This is a genomic window from Myroides marinus (assembly GCF_900109075.1).
Taxonomy (GTDB): domain Bacteria; phylum Bacteroidota; class Bacteroidia; order Flavobacteriales; family Flavobacteriaceae; genus Flavobacterium; species Flavobacterium marinum_A.
Genome location: NZ_FNYS01000002.1, coordinates 354,947 through 372,373 on the forward strand (window position 1 = coordinate 354,947; position 17,427 = coordinate 372,373).

Annotated in this window: 11 protein-coding genes; 2 read left to right on the forward strand and 9 right to left on the reverse strand. The window is 32.6% G+C overall.

The features are described 5' to 3' along the window. Positions 1-18: 18 nt before the first annotated feature. The 3 genes from BMX53_RS03935 to BMX53_RS03945 all read right to left on the reverse strand — a co-directional run bounded on the left by BMX53_RS03935 (position 19) and on the right by BMX53_RS03945 (position 3,789). Complete coding sequence (locus BMX53_RS03935) at positions 19-999, reverse strand: DUF4837 family protein (protein ID WP_240485466.1); 981 nt, start codon at positions 997-999, stop codon at positions 19-21. Between the two features lie 25 nt (positions 1,000-1,024). Further along, positions 1,025-2,536: a lytic transglycosylase domain-containing protein gene (locus tag BMX53_RS03940; RefSeq protein ID WP_074744767.1), complete on the reverse strand. Its 1,512-nt coding sequence runs from the start codon at positions 2,534-2,536 to the stop codon at positions 1,025-1,027. A gap of 62 nt (positions 2,537-2,598) precedes the next feature. After that, positions 2,599-3,789: a phosphoglycerate kinase gene (locus tag BMX53_RS03945; RefSeq protein WP_038985612.1), complete on the reverse strand. Its 1,191-nt coding sequence runs from the start codon at positions 3,787-3,789 to the stop codon at positions 2,599-2,601. A 499-nt stretch (positions 3,790-4,288) separates the two neighbouring features. On the opposite strand from BMX53_RS03945, the gene BMX53_RS03950 reads away from it, so the two are divergent. Continuing rightward, positions 4,289-5,437, forward strand: coding sequence for a DNA polymerase III subunit (locus BMX53_RS03950; protein ID WP_038985611.1), 1,149 nt, complete (start codon positions 4,289-4,291; stop codon positions 5,435-5,437). Positions 5,438-5,635: 198 nt separating this feature from the next. On the opposite strand, the gene BMX53_RS03955 is transcribed toward BMX53_RS03950, so the two are convergent. From BMX53_RS03955 to ybeY, 5 genes are all read right to left on the reverse strand, one after another. After that, positions 5,636-7,918, reverse strand: coding sequence for a helix-turn-helix domain-containing protein (locus BMX53_RS03955; protein ID WP_074744769.1), 2,283 nt, complete (start codon positions 7,916-7,918; stop codon positions 5,636-5,638). 94 nt (positions 7,919-8,012) lie between these two features. Beyond that, positions 8,013-8,609 carry an OmpH/Skp family outer membrane protein gene (locus BMX53_RS03960; RefSeq protein ID WP_038985607.1) on the reverse strand — a complete coding sequence of 199 codons (597 nt, stop codon included), beginning with the start codon at positions 8,607-8,609 and terminating at the stop codon, positions 8,013-8,015. A gap of 268 nt (positions 8,610-8,877) precedes the next feature. Next, on the reverse strand, positions 8,878-9,726 hold the full coding sequence (locus BMX53_RS03965; protein WP_038985606.1) for a class I SAM-dependent methyltransferase: 849 nt from the start codon (positions 9,724-9,726) through the stop codon (positions 8,878-8,880). A 682-nt stretch (positions 9,727-10,408) separates the two neighbouring features. Continuing rightward, positions 10,409-12,286 (reverse strand): tRNA uridine-5-carboxymethylaminomethyl(34) synthesis enzyme MnmG, encoded by a 1,878-nt coding sequence (gene mnmG, locus BMX53_RS03970; RefSeq protein ID WP_205627543.1) that lies wholly within the window; start codon positions 12,284-12,286, stop codon positions 10,409-10,411. Between the two features lie 41 nt (positions 12,287-12,327). Next, on the reverse strand, positions 12,328-12,747 hold the full coding sequence (gene ybeY, locus BMX53_RS03975; protein ID WP_038985605.1) for an rRNA maturation RNase YbeY: 420 nt from the start codon (positions 12,745-12,747) through the stop codon (positions 12,328-12,330). A gap of 2,462 nt (positions 12,748-15,209) precedes the next feature. On the opposite strand from ybeY, the gene BMX53_RS03980 reads away from it, so the two are divergent. After that, positions 15,210-15,671, forward strand: coding sequence for a hypothetical protein (locus tag BMX53_RS03980; RefSeq protein ID WP_052243514.1), 462 nt, complete (start codon positions 15,210-15,212; stop codon positions 15,669-15,671). A 449-nt stretch (positions 15,672-16,120) separates the two neighbouring features. On the opposite strand, the gene BMX53_RS03985 is transcribed toward BMX53_RS03980, so the two are convergent. Next, positions 16,121-17,371, reverse strand: coding sequence for an NAD(P)/FAD-dependent oxidoreductase (locus BMX53_RS03985; protein WP_074744771.1), 1,251 nt, complete (start codon positions 17,369-17,371; stop codon positions 16,121-16,123). Between the last annotated feature and the right edge of the window lie 56 nt (positions 17,372-17,427).

Below are 17,427 nucleotides of genomic sequence, written 5' to 3' on the forward strand. Positions count from 1 at the left end.
TTGTTAAGTATTAACTTCTTATTTAAATGTAAGTGTATTGACTATTGCTTCCATTTCCATCAGTATAGCGCGTTTTCCCATAGATGGATTGTACACTAATGCTTCGATGAATAAATATCTTTTAGCTTTTTCGTCTCTAAAAGCATAACTCATATATGGGCCACTCATAAAGCTATTCTGCATATCCCAGTCACCATTAAACTCATAAACTGTTCTCCCTTGTCGAACAAACTGTTTATTAGTAGGCATATTACCTTCATTAGGGCTCAAAAATGAATTATCTTCTATAGAATGTATATACTTACCATTGACTGAATCTTTAACCGCTAAAAGGTTATTTATAACAGTATTATCTGTATTCTCTATTCTCTCGATGGGAATATCATAGATAAGTACATTACTACTACCCGAGGCCACATCTTTCTTATACCATACAAAGTGATCACTGTTACTAACTAATTTATAAGTAGTCGGTAAAGTAAGGTTAACTCTAAACTTATCTTGAAAGAAGTTAGCATCTACTAAGCTACCTTTTAATAACTTATTAGTTATAACCTCAAACTCTGACGTCAGTATAGTATTGACTATAGAATCTGCATTCTTTCTTAACTCGTTTACCAGACCAGCTTTAGAATCACCACTGACAGTAAAATATAGTTGAGTATTAGCAAACTTATTCTTCTCTAACTGAAAACCATTATTATTATAATTATCAGAAAAGACAATGATATTTCTCCTACCCTTTGTCCTAGATGAAAAAAGATTGGGAGATATCTGCGATATTAAAAACTTCGCTTCTGGCGGCGTAATCCCTTCGATAGGTGTAGCTAGATACTCTCTAATACTATCTCCTACTGAACCTGACCAAAGTCTATCGTTTATAACTATCAATACTTGGCAAGGTTCTTCTGTACTATTAATTTCTTTATCATTAGCTGTTCTTTCTTTACAGCTAAACAACATAAAAAGTAATATGATAAAATAACCTAAACGCTTCACTTTTATTCTGGTTTTAAACAACAATTTAATTAACTCTTAGCTTCATTCCTGGACGGATAGCATCAGCGTCTTTCATATTGTTTAATGATTTCAATTTAGATACAGTCACACCTGCAAACTTCTTACTGATAGAAGATAAAGAATCTCCTCTCTGTACTGTATAGAAGTTACTCTTACTTCCTTTGCTAGAAGCCTGAGCTACTGCTGTCTTACCTACTACTAGCTTTTTACCAGGGTAGATAACGCTGCTCTTCATATTGTTTAACTTCTTAAGCTCAGTCTGTGAAAGACCATACTTATTAGCAATAGTTCCTAAGCTCTCACCCTTCTTAATAGTATGATATCTAGGGTTAACAGAAGCTGTCTCCACAATAGATTCAGCAACAATATTATAATTAGGTTGCTCTTTTCTAGAATCAACATAATCAACATAAGCGTACATCTTAGCTTCATTAGACGCCATTAGACCAATCTTTTTAATAGGAAGACGTAAGAAGTTCTGTTTACCACTATCATAAGGAATAACTCCTAACTTATAAGTAGGGTTTAAGAAAGTAATCTCTTCTTTAGATACATCTAACAAACTAGCTATTTGGTCAAAAGACATAGTCTTTTTAACTGCGATAGTATCAGTCTCTACAACTTTTATTGGTGATTTCTTAGATGCTATACCATGCTCTTTTGCATATTCAAAGATATACATCGTAGCATAGAATGCAGGTAAATAGTTCTGTGTTTCACGTGGAAGATTAGGTCTTATGTTCCAATAGTTAGTATATCCATTAGAACGACGGATAGCTTTACTTACGTTACCAGGTCCAGCATTATATGATGCTAAAACTAAATCCCAATCACCAAACATTCCATAAAGATCTGACAGAAACTTAGCAGCTGCTTCAGAAGATTTTAATGGATCTATACGATCATCTGTATATGATGTCACCTCTAAGTTATATTGCTTCCCTGTAGGATACATAAATTGCCATAATCCCGTTGCACCTACTCTTGATTTAGCAGTAGGATTAAGTGCTGATTCAACAATAGAAAGGTATTTAACTTCTAAAGGAACATTCTGTTTAGCTAATTGCTCTTCGAACATTGGGAAATAGTATTCAGATAAACCTATTAACCTCTCAAAAGAACGTTTTCTCTTCTTAAGGAATGATTTGATCACCTTTTCTAATGTTTCATTGTATTCAACATTAAAAGGAGTCTTCTCATTTAATCGTTTTAAACGTTCTTTTAAAAGCTCAGTAGGTAACTCATCTAAACGAATATCTTCGTCATCGAAGTTTGCATCAGCTAACTCTGCTTCTAAATCATTAAACAAATCTTGATTCATTAACTCATTCAACCAACGCTTCTCTATAGAAGCACTACTAGCATGGTTAACAAATGTCTTTTTGATAGAGTCCAGATATACAGCTGGATCCATCTCCTTCTTTAAGGTCTCGGTCTGCGTTGTTGGTTGATTTTGTCCCATCACTGAGTACGAAAACAACCCACACGCCAATAAGGTTAATACTTTGTAATTCATTTTGCGCTATGTTTTATAAAAAAAAGACCTATGACCATAGTATGGCCATAGGTAATATATAACTATTCTTGTATTGCTTTAATTCCAGGTAATACTTGTCCTTCAAGCATTTCTAACATTGCTCCACCTCCAGTAGAAACATAACTCATCTTAGGTGCTAGACCAAACTGCTTAACTGCAGCTACAGAATCTCCACCTCCAACTAATGAAAAAGTACCGTTCTTAGTAGCTTCAGCAATGAAGTTCCCAAGCTCTATTGTACCATTTGCAAATTTCTCCATTTCGAATACTCCTAATGGACCATTCCATAAGATAATTTTAGACTCAGCTACCACAGGTTTAAGACTCTCTAAAGTCTTAGGTCCTACGTCTAGTCCTTGCCATCCATCTGGTATTTCGTTAGCAGGTACAATCTGTACATTAGCATCAGCTGCAAATGCATCGGCTGCTAATATATCCACAGGCAAATGTATCTGTACATTTTTCTCTTTTGCTTTTTTCAAGATGTCTAAAGCTAATTCTAACTTATCATCTTCACAGATAGAATTACCTATCTTACCACCTAAAGCTTTGATAAACGTAAACGTCATACCTCCACCGATAATCATGTGGTCTATTTTATCTAGAATATTCTCTATAATAGTGATTTTAGAAGATACTTTAGATCCTCCTAACACTGCTGTAACAGGTTTCTCAGTACTGTTAAGTACTTTGTTTAAACTCTCAATCTCTTTTGCTAACAAATATCCGAAGCATTTTTTCTCTCCGAAGTACTTCGCAACAATCGTAGTAGAAGCATGAGCTCTGTGTGCAGTACCAAAAGCATCATTCACATAAAAATCAGCTAAGTCAGCTAATTGTTTTGAAAATGCCTCGACTCCTTTTTCTTCCTCTGCGTAGAAACGCAAATTCTCTAATAAGATGATATCTCCAGGCTTGCTAGCTGCAACAGCTGTTTCAGCTGTAGCTCCAACGCAGTCAGTTACGAACGTAACTTTCTTACCTAAGATTTCTTCTGTCTTACTAACGATATGACGTAGTGAATACTTATCATTTCGCTCTCCTTTAGGTCTCCCTAAATGTGACATTAGAATAGCTACACCACCATCATTAACAATTTTGTCAATAGTAGGTTTAGCAGCTTCTATTCTATTCGTATCTGTAACATTAAAGTTCTCATCTAATGGAACATTAAAGTCAACACGTACTAGTACCTTTTGATTTTTAAAATCAAAGCTATCAATAGATTTCATCTTTACTTTTTTATTTATTTTACTATAAGATACACAAATATAAATCTTTTTCGATATCAGACTACTTGATTTCTATAATGTTAAGCAATAATTTTAACATATTACACTCACTACTCTATTGTAAAAAAGCCAATAAACAAAATATTAATCAATAATTAAACGAGTTCTATGAATTTAAATTTCATAATTACAACATTTACACACATAAACATAAAATATACATAATAAGTAAATATTTAAATTAATTCGTATTCAATACACTCTTTTTGTAGCACATTCACGTTTATCACACAACAAAGTCAATAAAACAGTATAAAGTAAGATTAGCAGGAATAAATAGAAATAACAATATCACCACAAATACAGATTAACTACTGGTACTTTTTAATAATTGCACAGCTATATCTTGATACAAAAGATACTTAAAAAGACAGAAAATACTTCCACAATAATAATTGCTAATATTTTAATCACTTGATAATTACTTTATCTTTGCCTTATGCAATACTCAGATATCATAGGGCAATCCTTTTTAAAGAATCACTTAATACAGTCTGCTGCATCTGGTCGAGTACCTCATGCACAGCTATTTATCGGAGCAGAAGGTACAGGTACACTACCGATGGCTATAGCATACGCACAGTATCTACTATGTAAGAATGTAGGAAATGAAAATACTGGTGGTAACGAAGCGTGTAATATCAAATTCGCTAATCTATCACACCCTGATCTACACTTCGTATATCCGGTAGCGACTACTGAAGCTGTCAAAAAGAATGCTACTAGTGATCTATTTGCAGAACAATGGCGTTCTTTCTTAAAGACTAACAGATATGGTAATCTATTCGATTGGTATACGCATATAGATATTCAAAATAAACAAGGTCAAATAGGTGTTGATGAAGCAAGTGAAGTACTGAAGAAACTAGCACTTAAATCATTCGAAGGAGGATATAAGATTATGATTATTTGGATGGCTGATAAGTTGAACACAGAAGCATCTAATAAGTTGCTAAAACTACTAGAAGAACCACCTGCAAAGACTGTATTCATCCTAATTGCAGAGAACGAGAAGAATATACTACAGACTATCCTATCAAGATGTCAAGTATTAAAATTCCCTCCACTTAACACTAGTGAGATTCAAGAAGCTTTGATACAACGTGAACAATGTGATCCTCAAGAAGCGATCATGATAGCTAATCAAGCTCAAGGAAGTTATAATAAAGCATTAAAGCTATTACACAATAAGGCTAACGCACTGCCTTACGAGAAATGGTTTGTACAATGGGTAAGGGCGGCCTTTAGAGCTAAAGGTAATGCAGCTGTAATACAGGAACTAATAGAATGGAGTGAAGAACTTGCAGCTCTAGGTCGTGAACAACAGAAACAATTCATTGAGTTCTGTATTGAAATGTTTAGACAAGCATTGTTACTTAACTATCAGACTCCTGATTTAGTATATTATAAAACAACTGTAGACAACTTTAAGCTAGAGAAATTTGCTCCTTTTGTAAATGGAAGTAATATTACTGAAATCTATCAAGAGTTAAGTGATGCAACTTACCATATAGAACGAAATGGTAATGCTAAAATGATATTTACAGATCTCTCTATTAAACTAACTAGATTAATCCATAAGAAATAAAATAAGGGCTGTCTTACGCGTAAGACAGCCCTTATTTTTATATTTATTACTACGTTATATGCCTGCTACTTGCTAGAAGATTACTAAGAGTATTCTAAGGTTTATAGTACCAAAACATCCCTTTTACAAGAATGCTACATAGATACCACTATCTATCTCATACTTCATTTCACGCACATATCTTAACACTACCTATCACTATTCTACTTCTTTAGCAGTCATAGCACGTTGATACAACTTTAATTCCTCCCACGAGAATTCCTCTTCTGTATACGCTTTAATCTCAGATAGCGTCATACCTCTACTCCTCTCAAATAATGCATCTAACTCACTTACTCTTTCTTTAGGCAGTACTTCATCTAAAGTTATTTGTCCATCCATGATCAACTTACCTAAATGAGAATAAATAGTCGTCACTGTCAGTTTACGTGTAAGAGCGATATCCTCTACACTCTTCTTATCCTGCCACATCTCTAATGTGATTAGGAATGTCGACTTCTTCTTCTCTTTCGTCTTATTCTTAGGGCTTGAAGAATACACCTCAATGTCTTCCTCCTCTTCTACTCCTAACTTAGTACTTCTGATGAGGTTAGCTATATTCACTAAGTGATTTATCTTATACTCACTAATCTCTAGTGAACGCAGATTCTCTTTGCATATTTTCTTGTCCTCTTCGATAAGTTTAAGCATAATACACGCTTTTTTCATCTGTATTACTGTCTTTAACAATGACTCTTCTAGCGGTACTAATTCCTCGTAAAAAGCCTTAGATTTCTTAGCAGTCTTAACCTGAGCAATAGTAAATAACAATTCGAACACCATGTGATCCATACGCGGAAAGAAGTAATCATAAGCCTTTATCACACGTTCCTTCACAAACTCAAACCTAAAAGGTTCTTCCTCAAACAAAGCTCTTAACTGATTAACAAACTTCTCTGAATGCACTACCATATCATCAAGATTGTTAGTCATCTTCTGTGCCCATCCCATAAAAGCACCTTTCTTGCTTCGCTCTGTCTCTGCTTGATAACTGTACAAATGCGTATGCCACTGTGTACTTAGATTAAACCATGAATAAGTCTGTATCAGATAATTTCTAAGAAAATTCTTAGTCTCAAGGCGCAGTTGCAGATTTAACTCTTCAGAACCAGCCTTATTCTCCGCATAACTCATCACGTCTTCATCATTGACTAATCCATTCATCTGAATAGGCGATAATAAGACTAATCCTTCTAACGAACGAAGTCTAGATAGTGCTACATATGCCTGACCAGGTAAAAACACTCTAGAAACGTCTAAAACAGCTTTATCAAAAGTCAATCCTTGGCTTTTATGTACAGTTATAGCCCAAGCTAGTTTAAGCGGATAGTGGCTAAATGTTCCCATAACCTCCTCTACTATCTCTTTAGTATTTGGATCAACTGTATATTTGATATTCTGCCATTCATATCGCTCTACTTCTATCACTTCTTTATTCTCAAACTCAATAAAAATCTCGTGTTTAGTAAGTGTCTTTACTATCCCCATTTTACCATTATAGAAGCGTTTTTCTGGTGATATATCATTCTTAATAAAGATAACTTGAGCTCCCTCCTTTAATGTCATTTTAGCCTCTATAGGATAAATCTTCTCTGGGAAGTCTCCTACTACTTCTGGCATAAAACTAAACTCTTTAGTAAACAGACCTCTCAGAGCATCCTCATTAATCTTATCTGCCTTTGCATTATGTGTACTCAACATAATATACCCTGGGTGATCCTTTATATTAAATGTAGGATTAGTATACTGATTAAGTAGAGCTACATCTTCTCTAGACACACGATTATTTCTAAGGTTATTAAGTAGATTAATAAACACATCATCAGACTGTCTATACACTTTCTCTAGCTCAATATAAAGAGGAGGATACTGTCTCACTACTTCCGAGTGGAAGAAATATACCCCGTCATAATAACGTTTAAGCACATCCCACTCTTGGTTCTTTACCACAGGAGGTAGTTGCAATAAATCACCAATGAACAATACCTGTACACCACCAAAAGGTTGCTGACTTTTACGCACTGTTTGCAGCATAAAGTTCATTGCATCTAGTACATCAGCACGTAGCATACTTACCTCGTCTATAATCAATAAATCCATGTTTAAAAACAATGCTCTACGTGCATTGCTCATGAGCATATGACGTTTTAGAGAAACTCTATTTTCAAACTTGATTGTATCGCTAAAGATTGGAGGATTTTTAGTATCAGGAACAAACGCAGCAAAAGGCAAATGAAAGAAAGAATGTATCGTTACACCACCTGCATTAAGAGCAGCAATACCCGTTGGAGCTACAATCACAGCATTTTTATGGGTAGTATTGATTATTTCTTTTAACAGTGTAGTCTTACCAGTACCTGCCTTACCTGTTAGAAATATAGACCTGTTCGTCTCATTTATAAACTTAAGCACATACTCTGCCTCTTCTGAAAAATTGTTCATCCTTGTTTTTTTTTACAAAATACGATAATAAAACTGTACTATACGAAAAAAGCCCCTGCAAAACAGAGGCTTTTTCTAAAGTAAATCAAAGAGATTACTTTTTATCTTCAGCTTTTTCAGCAGGCTTAGTCTCCTCTAATTTAGCAGGAGTAGCACTACCTTTATACTTAGCGTTTAATTCTTTAAGCATTAACTCAGTGATATCTGTACCTTCTTTACCGTAGATTACTGTAGAAGCATCTTCAGTATTAAATACATAATCTAACTTGTTTTTCTTAGCATAATCAGCGATGTGCTCTTTTACTTTTTTCACTACAGCTTCCATTTCTTCACCGCTATCTTTTTGTAAAGATTGCATTAAAGATTGTTGTTTAAACTGTAATTCTTGCTCTTTCTTTTGAAGTCCAGCAGCAGTTTGTTCAGCCCAAGCTTGACCTTTTTGACGAGCATTAGCTTGGAAGTATTGAACCTCTTGTTGGAACTTAGCAACTTCAGCTTCTAAGCTTTTGCTTTTCTCCTCTGATTGAATCTTATATTTAGATTCCATGTCTTTCATCTCTTCATACTCCTTCATCAATTTTGCAGAATCAACGTAAGCAGTTTTGAATTCAGCAGCAGCATTAGCATCACTATTTCCATTACAAGAAAATAATAACCCAGCTAAACCTAGCATTAAAATAGTTTTTTTCATTTTCGCTTTTTTAAACCAGTTGTAAATGTAATAAACTTTTTACAGTAAAATAAAAATAATTATGATATAATAAAAATCTATAGTTACTCTTTAACTAAATAGATAAACCTAATAAAAAGTGTCTTTTTTTAAGCTATAAAAGAACTATTATCTAAAATATTGAATACAAACACCCCACTATATATCAGATAATGTCTTAAAACGCTTTAAAATACATATTAATCAGTTTTAAGCGCTTTAAATGCCCTTCCTTTATATAAAATACCGACTAATTCTTTTTTAAGTAATAAATAAGAGAAGAGTACTCTAAATTAGTTCTAGCCTCAATATTTGATTTTAATCCAACGCGAAAAGCTTTAAACCAATTCTTCTTTCCAGTTTTATATTGCTCAGATAAAAGCGAAACATAAAAACTATCAAACAACATTGGGTACTTCTCTACAAGTTCAAAACCATAAGGATTAAAAAGTAAAGGAATAGACATTTGAGAAAAATGCCAAAGGTGTCGTGGAACATCATAAGCTGCCCAATACTTACCATAATACTTAGCATCATAAGAATTATAATTAGGAACAGCAATTATAAGAGTACCTCCTTTTTTTAATATACGTTTAAGTGTACTAATCTGTTCATCCAAATCGACTACATGCTCTAGTACATGCCACATCGTAATCACATCTACAGAGTGATCCTCTACTTCACTTAATTCATTAACTATAGAAATTCCTTTCTCTATACTTAATTTTCTAGCTCCTTCATTAGGTTCATATCCTAGCACGTTCCAACCTCTGTTATTTCCCTCAACTAAAAATTCACCAGTGCCACATCCTATATCTAAAAGTACACCTTTAGTAATATTGATATCTTCTAATATCTTATACTTATTTTGTATCGCTTTAGATTTGACAGCTTGATATACTTTATCGAAAAAAGTTTTCTTACTATCAGTATGAGAAATGTAATCAGGACTTTCATAATACGAACCCAATTTATCTAATTCAGGAAAAGGTTCTGTTTTTAGCAATTGATAATTCTCATCCATATAAAGTTCAAACTTCTCTTTTGACACGGAGAAATCCTCTACCTCTATATATTTAATATTTGCATTTATTCTCATCAATGAAGTTTTAAAAGCCTCACAAATATAAACAACATTAATGGGGCACAATCTCAAAACAACAAAAAAATAACAGTTTACATAAACTACTTTAAATACTAAAATATTACAGAAAACAACTTCAAGCTAACCCCTAACTGTAAACTAATAACAAAATAAAAAACAAAAAACGAACCTAAAAATAATAGCAGTATAAAATAACAACACAAAGAAAAAACAGCTAAGATCTTATTACATTAAAATAAAAAATCATTCAATAAAAGTAACTAACATTTTCTTTCTAAAGAAGAAAACCAAACAATAACACTCTTCAATAATTACCTACACCTATTTCTAAAATATAGTATTCTGAGTAAAATCTAATTCCTGAAAATTAATCTATAATATAACTTTTACGTTTCATACAACACTATTTCTGCAACGTCAAAAAACTGTTTTTATAAGCTCTACAAAACGAAAACGAAACCACACAAAATTAATCTAATACTATAAATACTACTTAACAGATTATCTATCCACTACTATTAAAGATAAACTTTTTTAAGACTAAAACACCTTCTTTCCTTCTCCTTATTATCTAGTATAAATATCAATATACCTCTCACCATACTACATAAAAAAAATGGTGATTTGTTCCACGTGGAACAAATCACCGTTCTATATATATTCGATATATAAGCTTCTATCTACCCATATGTATAAGCAGTATAGATATATCTGTAGGTGTAACCCCACTGATACGAGATGCTTGAGATATCGTAATTGGTCTAATATTTTTAAGCTTCTCACGAGACTCGAAAGACAAAGAAACTATCTTATCATAGTCAAAATTCTCAGGAATTCTTACGTCCTCTAACCTAGTTAATTTATCAGCATTATTCTTCTCCTTCTCGATATAACCAGAGTACTTAACTTGTATTTCAGCTTGCTCTAGTATCTCTTGATCCAAATTATGTTCTTCAATATAAGTCTTAACTTTTTCAAATTTAAGGATATCTTCTAACTCTATTTGAGGGCGAGAGAACACCTTAAACATCTTATCAGGTTGACTCATTAAAGACGATCCTTTCTCTTCTAAAATAGGATTTGCCTCCTCTGTTTTAACGCTAGTTTCTTTAAAGAACTGAACGAAGTTTTCTGACTCTACCTGTTTATGTTCCATTCTTCTCATACGTTTTTCAGATGCTAAACCTAACTCATAAGACATAGGTGTAAGTCTAAAATCAGCATTATCTTGACGAAGTAATGTACGATACTCAGCACGAGAAGTAAACATTCTGTAAGGCTCTTCTGTACCTTTAGTAATCAAATCATCTATAAGAACACCTATATAAGCTTCGTCTCTTCTAAGAATCAATTCACCTTTATCATGTACTTTTAAGTGTGCATTCATACCAGCCATTAACCCTTGAGCAGCTGCCTCTTCATACCCTGTAGTACCATTAATCTGTCCTGCAAAGAATAGACCATCTACTAACTTAGTCTCTAAAGTATGCTTAAGTTGTGTAGGTGGAAAATAGTCATACTCGATAGCATAACCAGGTCTAAATATCTTAGCATTCTCAAAACCTGCTACAGAACGTAAAGCTTTAAACTGTACCTCCTCTGGTAGTGAAGTAGAAAAACCATTTACATAGATCTCACATGTATTCCATCCCTCTGGTTCTACAAAAATCTGATGTCTATCCTTATCAGCAAAACGGTTAATCTTATCTTCTATCGAAGGACAATAACGAGGTCCTATACTTTTAATTCTACCAGTAAACATAGGAGAACGATCAAAACCTTCACGTAATAAGTCATGTACTTCAGGCGAAGTATATGTCATATAACAGTCTCTCTGTTGTACTAAAGGTTGCGTTACATCCAGATAAGAAAACTTAGCAGGATTAACATCACCGCCTTGTACTTCCATTTTACTATAGTCTAAAGAACGACCATCAACTCTAGGAGGAGTTCCTGTCTTCATTCTTCCAGAAGTAAATCCAGCTTTTACTAGATCTTCTGTAATACCATAAGCAGCACCCTCACCAGCTCTACCACCACCGAACTGTTTTTCTCCGATATGGATAAGCCCATTTAAGAATGTACCATTAGTTAAAATAACAGTCTTAGCTTTAATCTCTATTCCTAAACTAGTCACCACACCTTCTATCTTGTGGTTCTTTATGATTAAAGAACGAACCATATCTTGATAAAAATCAAGGTTAGGAGTTCCCTCTAACATTAGTCTCCAAGTCTCAGCAAAACGCATACGGTCAGACTGTACACGAGGTGACCACATAGCAGGACCTTTAGATTTATTAAGCATTTTAAACTGGATAGCAGTCTTATCAGACACGATACCAGAATATCCACCTAACGCATCTATCTCTCTTACGATTTGCCCTTTAGCGATACCTCCCATAGCAGGATTACACGACATCTGAGCGATGTTCTGTAAACTCATTGTAATCAATAAAGTTTTAGAACCCATATTTGCAGCAGCAGCAGCAGCTTCCGAACCAGCGTGCCCACCACCTACTACTATTACATCATATTTATCAGCGAATATACTCATTGTTCCACGTGAAACATTAAAATTAATTTAATCAAAAATGACTATTGTTCCACGTGGAACATTGCCATTTTCTCCTCTTCTTTACTACGCATTATGCGCTCATCCTCTGCAGATTTATCTTTATAACCACAGTAATGTAATACTCCATGAGACATAACTCTCAGTAATTCAGTATCAAAAGATACATTGAATTCCTTTGCATTCTCACGAACTCTCTCTATAGACAAAAAGATATCTCCAGAGACGATCTTCCCCTCACAGTAGTCAAAACTGATAATATCTGTCAATGTATCATGATCTAAATACTTCACATTTATCTCGTGTAAATACTCATCATCACAAAATATATAACTGATATCTCCAGCGATCAACCCTTCTGAAGTTACTATCTCTTCAATCCAATCTTCATACTTAGCTTCATCAACTAATTGAAAATCAGTTTCATAGTTAAAAAATATCATACTTTTTCTCTATTAAAAATAATTGTTGCAAAGGTACACGGAAAAATAAAAAATAGACTTAAAAAGCCCTTAAAATATCAATCTAATACACTAAAAACTCAGATAGTTAATCATTTAGCTTTTAGTGCTCTTAAAAACACTTAAAATACGTTCCTCAAAACAAAACAACGCTCTTAGCTTTCGATATTCCTAAATTATTTAAGTACAAAACAAAATACCGAAACTATAATGCGATGATAAAAGTAAAAAAATTAGATATACAAATAATCATTCTAATTCTGGAGCAAAGTTAAACAAAACCAATCGTACTCACTAGATAAAATCTCAAACTCTCACTACAAATTAATGTTCCACAAAAAACATCAGTGCACTACTCTCATATTTTGCATCAGTAAATTAAAAAATAGAAAACAACAAGCTACTCCAAAATCCCAAAAATATAAGACTAGCTCAAAAACAGACAAAAAAATACAACGCACATATTTTTGATAAAACAAACTATCCTCCAGAAAAAAAAATATACGCAAATCTCAGCCGTTCAAAAAAAAGATAAAACAACAAAATGTTCTAAAATCTCAAAAGCATAAGATTAAGCTAAAATACATTCAAAAAAAGGTAACAAAATACAACACGCATATTTTCGATAAAACGAACTATCCTCCAGGAAAAAAAATATACGCAAATCTCAGGGCGTTCAAAAAAAAGAGAAAAGACAAAAAAATGAATCAAACAGCAAAAAGAATTTCACCCCAAAGAAAAACCTAAAAATAATATCACAAAAAATAAAAGCCAAAATATTTATTCAAGGAAAAATAACTTCTACTAAAATTCAGAAAACAAAAATCCAAAAATGTTCCACGAGGAACAATTCTACCTTTTTAAAACAAACCTTGAAATTTTTGATATTAAACAAAACATCAAATCAAAAGATAAATAAGCAAAATATTCAAGCTTATTTCTAAAAATAGAAATTGGTCTTTTGCATCAATATTAAAAACCCTCTCTTCCCATTAGCAAATCAAGAAATAAATATTAGAAAATAATCAAAGGCCAAACCAAAAAATACATAGGATCAATGAAACGGAGATTTTCAAAAATCTAATCAAAAAATTATCCTCATCAACTTCTCATATTTAAAATCTAAAAAAAGAAAAAACGAAAAACAAAAAGCTTAAAAAAGAAGCTAAAAAGATCCACCTAAATAACAGGTAAAAACGAATAAAAATCACCGTCCATATTTCGCATATTTTGACCGAGTCCTAACACCAAAAAAAATACGCAAACTACAGCCCGATATTTTAAAATGTTCCACGAGGAACAATCGTACTTTTAAAAAAAAGAACGTCTTATATTTTTCATATATCGAACAAACCCCAAGGCCAAAAAAAATACGAGAATCTCAGAAGCTTCAAAAAAACTAAATATACACTTTACATAAATCTTCAAAAAAAACAACGCCTTATAATTTCGATATTTCACACTCAACAATACATAATACCAAATATAAAAAACAAATTCAGTTATCAACGTTATTAACAACTATAATATATATAAATAGATTTTTTAAAATTTTAAAATAAACTAATAGTATAGTATTGTCTGTTAATATGTACAATAACTTTTCTCTATAAATTCTCTAAAGTTGATTATTAATACTTATCAACACGTTGTTAATTCATAATTCATTTAAAATAAATAGTTTAGAATGGTTATCAACAATGGTTATTTTGGTTATCAACAGCTATTTTTAGATAAATGAGGGTGTGTAAAACTGTGAACAACCTATACTTTTGATCTTAATATCCATACAATATGTTTTAGAAAATAAATTTGCAAATATGTGTAGATGAGCTGTATTGTTATTTTTTCGAAATAAACAAAAAAAAGTTTTTTCAAACTTTTTACAGTTATCAACAGAAAGTGTTAGTTCTTAGTTTGTTTAATATCAGCATTATACTGTTTCTTATTAACATTGGGTATCATAGATATAAATCATTGTATTTTAAGCTATTATGGAATATAGTAAATTTGGTTACTATCTCATTTTTGAGTAGTTTTTGACCTATATTTAAGGTTATAAACAGAGTTTCGATTAATGATTTACAGTTTTTTTCCTCATAACTTTGTTCTTATTTATGGATCTAAGGCTGTATATAAATTGAGGATTTTTGATATTTTTCGACCTATTATATTTCAATTTCTATAGTTTTAAAAGATGCATTTCTGTAGTTATTTATCTTTATTTGCTCTACTTTTAACACAATAAAAACCTTAGCTAAAACTTGTTTTAGCAGATAAAATAAACCTTATAAAATGAAAAAATATTTACTTTTTTTGTCTTTTTATTACTGTCTTTTGGGACAAGTTTTGGACAAAAAATATCGTCAAAAACAGGTACTTTTAAAGCTCTAAATGGAGAAGAAAATGTACAAGTTGTATTCGTTTATGACAAACTAAAATTGATGAATGATAATCTGACTGAAACAGATTATGTAACAGAGAAAGTTAGAAAAATGAATGAGAAACAATTCGAGTCAGGTGATAACTGGAAGAAGACTTGGGAGGTGAGTAAGGAATCTTTTTGGGAACCTAAATTTCTAACTTTATTAAATAAATATACTAGTGAAGTACAAAAGATGAATTTCGGTAAGAGCATAACCAATTCTAAGTATATTATCACTGTTCATGTAGTATGGATATATCCAGGATGGGATGCAGCTGTTATGCGTCAACCTGCTAAACTAAATACTGTCGTAAACCTAACAGAGAGAAGTAAACCTGAGGAAGTATTAGCTACTTATACATTCTTAAATGCGCCAGGTAATCAGTATGGTAGTAACTTTAATAATGAGACACGTATAGCAGAAAGCTTTGCTAAAACTGGTAAAACATTAGGGAAAATAATGTCTAAACAGTTAAAATAATAGGATAGATACTGTATATATCTACTTAATTTAAGTTGTTATATTATTAGTATAAATCCTTTTTATAAGAGAGATTAGGGGTCAATATTATCAAGAATATTGACCTCTTTTTGTTTTATAAATTGGAGGTATTTTATTAGTTTTCTTAGTAGATGGTTTGGGTACGAGTTTGCTACGGTTTTGAAAACAGCCTTCTATCCCAAGTAAACACTAGAAATTACCGAACACTATCCAAACAAAAAGAAAATGATAAGTTGTATATTGTTGTTTATCAGTATTTTATATTTATTTTAAAGCTTCATTTAAGGGCATTTTGACCAAATAGAGGCATTATCTCCATAGGAGGTCATTATGATCATATTTAATGATAATAGAGTTCTCTATATACATATATATAGGTACAAAAAAATAGCCACTCTGTACAGAGTGGCTAATGATATTCTATATTTTTAAGCGTTTTTGCTCTCTTTTTCCATCTTGATTAGGTGAGCCATATTGCGGATTACATTGTCATGTTTCTTCACGAATGGATTTTCATCATCCCATACATATCCAGCTAATACAGAACATATCTTACGTTTTACATCTGGATTTTCGGGTTGGTGAAAGAATAGTTCTTGTAGATTTCCAGTATACCATTCTTGTATATAAGTAGTGAATACATCTATCCCTTTATTCATATGATCACTATATTTCTCTTGCCAGTCTACAGTTTCACCATTGATCTGTTTAAGCGCTAGTTTAGCTGCTAACATACCAGACTCTGTAGCAAAACACACTCCAGAGGAGAACACTGGATCTAAGAATTCTGTACTATTACCTGTTAATACATATCCTTCTCCGAACATTTTTTGAACGCTAATAGAGTAATTAGATAGCTTTATAGGATCAAACTCAAAAGGCAAATTACCGAAGCGTTTAATGTAGAAGTCAGATAAGGTAATTGCTTTCTCTAGTGCTTCTTTAGTCGAATTATTAGTAGATAGTGATTCTATAAAGTCAGTAGGTCCTACTATACCTACACTAGTATTACCATTAGAGAACGGGATTACCCATAGCCATACTTTAGTCTCTAGTATATCAAAAGATATCTGAGTACCCTCTACTCCATCTGGTCTTCTTACATCTTTAATATGGCTGAATATAGCTGAGTGTGGACTTAATTTAGACGCCGCATCTAGCTTTAATAGTCGAGGTAATACACGTCCATATCCACTAGCATCTATCAGAAACTTAGCGTGTATCTGTTTGTCCTGTTTATTCTTATCTACTACCGTAGTGATAGAGTCAGTACCATTAAATTCGATATTAGTTACTTCTGTTTCGAATTCTAGATCTACTCCTTTTCTTATCATTTCGTTAGCTATAGCTAAGTCGAAGTCAGCTCGAGGAATTTGCCAAGTCCAGTCCCATCCTTCCGAAAACTTATCGCTAAAGTCAAAAATACAGATCTCATTGCCACGTATAAAACGTGCCCCTGGTTTCTTCTGAAACCCCATACTGTCTAGTGATGGGAATAGATCAGCTTCTGCGAAGTGATCCATCACTCTAGGTATAAGGCTTTCTCCTACAACTATTCGAGGAAACTTAGTTTTCTCTACTACTTTTACGCTCACCCCCATCTTGTGTAGATAACTTGCAGCTACGCTACCAGACGGTCCAGCGCCAATGACTAGAACATCTACATTTTCAATTAACATTTTATATTGTTATTTTGTTAATAGTATTAAATTTGCCTTAAAATTATGACTATCAA

Bases quoted from the DNA above. Each gene is read 5' to 3' on its own strand.
- BMX53_RS03945 (WP_038985612.1), bottom strand. From the start codon at position 3,789: ATGAAATCTATTGATAGCTTTGATTTTAAAAATCAAAAGGTACTAGTA.
- BMX53_RS03955 (WP_074744769.1), bottom strand. From the start codon at position 7,918: ATGAACAATTTTTCAGAAGAGGCAGAGTATGTGCTTAAGTTTATAAAT.
- BMX53_RS03960 (WP_038985607.1), bottom strand. From the start codon at position 8,609: ATGAAAAAAACTATTTTAATGCTAGGTTTAGCTGGGTTATTATTTTCT.
- BMX53_RS03940 (WP_074744767.1), bottom strand. From the start codon at position 2,536: ATGAATTACAAAGTATTAACCTTATTGGCGTGTGGGTTGTTTTCGTAC.
- mnmG (WP_205627543.1), bottom strand. From the start codon at position 12,286: ATGAGTATATTCGCTGATAAATATGATGTAATAGTAGTAGGTGGTGGG.
- ybeY (WP_038985605.1), bottom strand. From the start codon at position 12,747: ATGATATTTTTTAACTATGAAACTGATTTTCAATTAGTTGATGAAGCT.
- BMX53_RS03950 (WP_038985611.1), top strand. From the start codon at position 4,289: ATGCAATACTCAGATATCATAGGGCAATCCTTTTTAAAGAATCACTTA.
- BMX53_RS03985 (WP_074744771.1), bottom strand. From the start codon at position 17,371: ATGTTAATTGAAAATGTAGATGTTCTAGTCATTGGCGCTGGACCGTCT.
- BMX53_RS03965 (WP_038985606.1), bottom strand. From the start codon at position 9,726: ATGAGAATAAATGCAAATATTAAATATATAGAGGTAGAGGATTTCTCC.
- BMX53_RS03980 (WP_052243514.1), top strand. From the start codon at position 15,210: ATGAATGATAATCTGACTGAAACAGATTATGTAACAGAGAAAGTTAGA.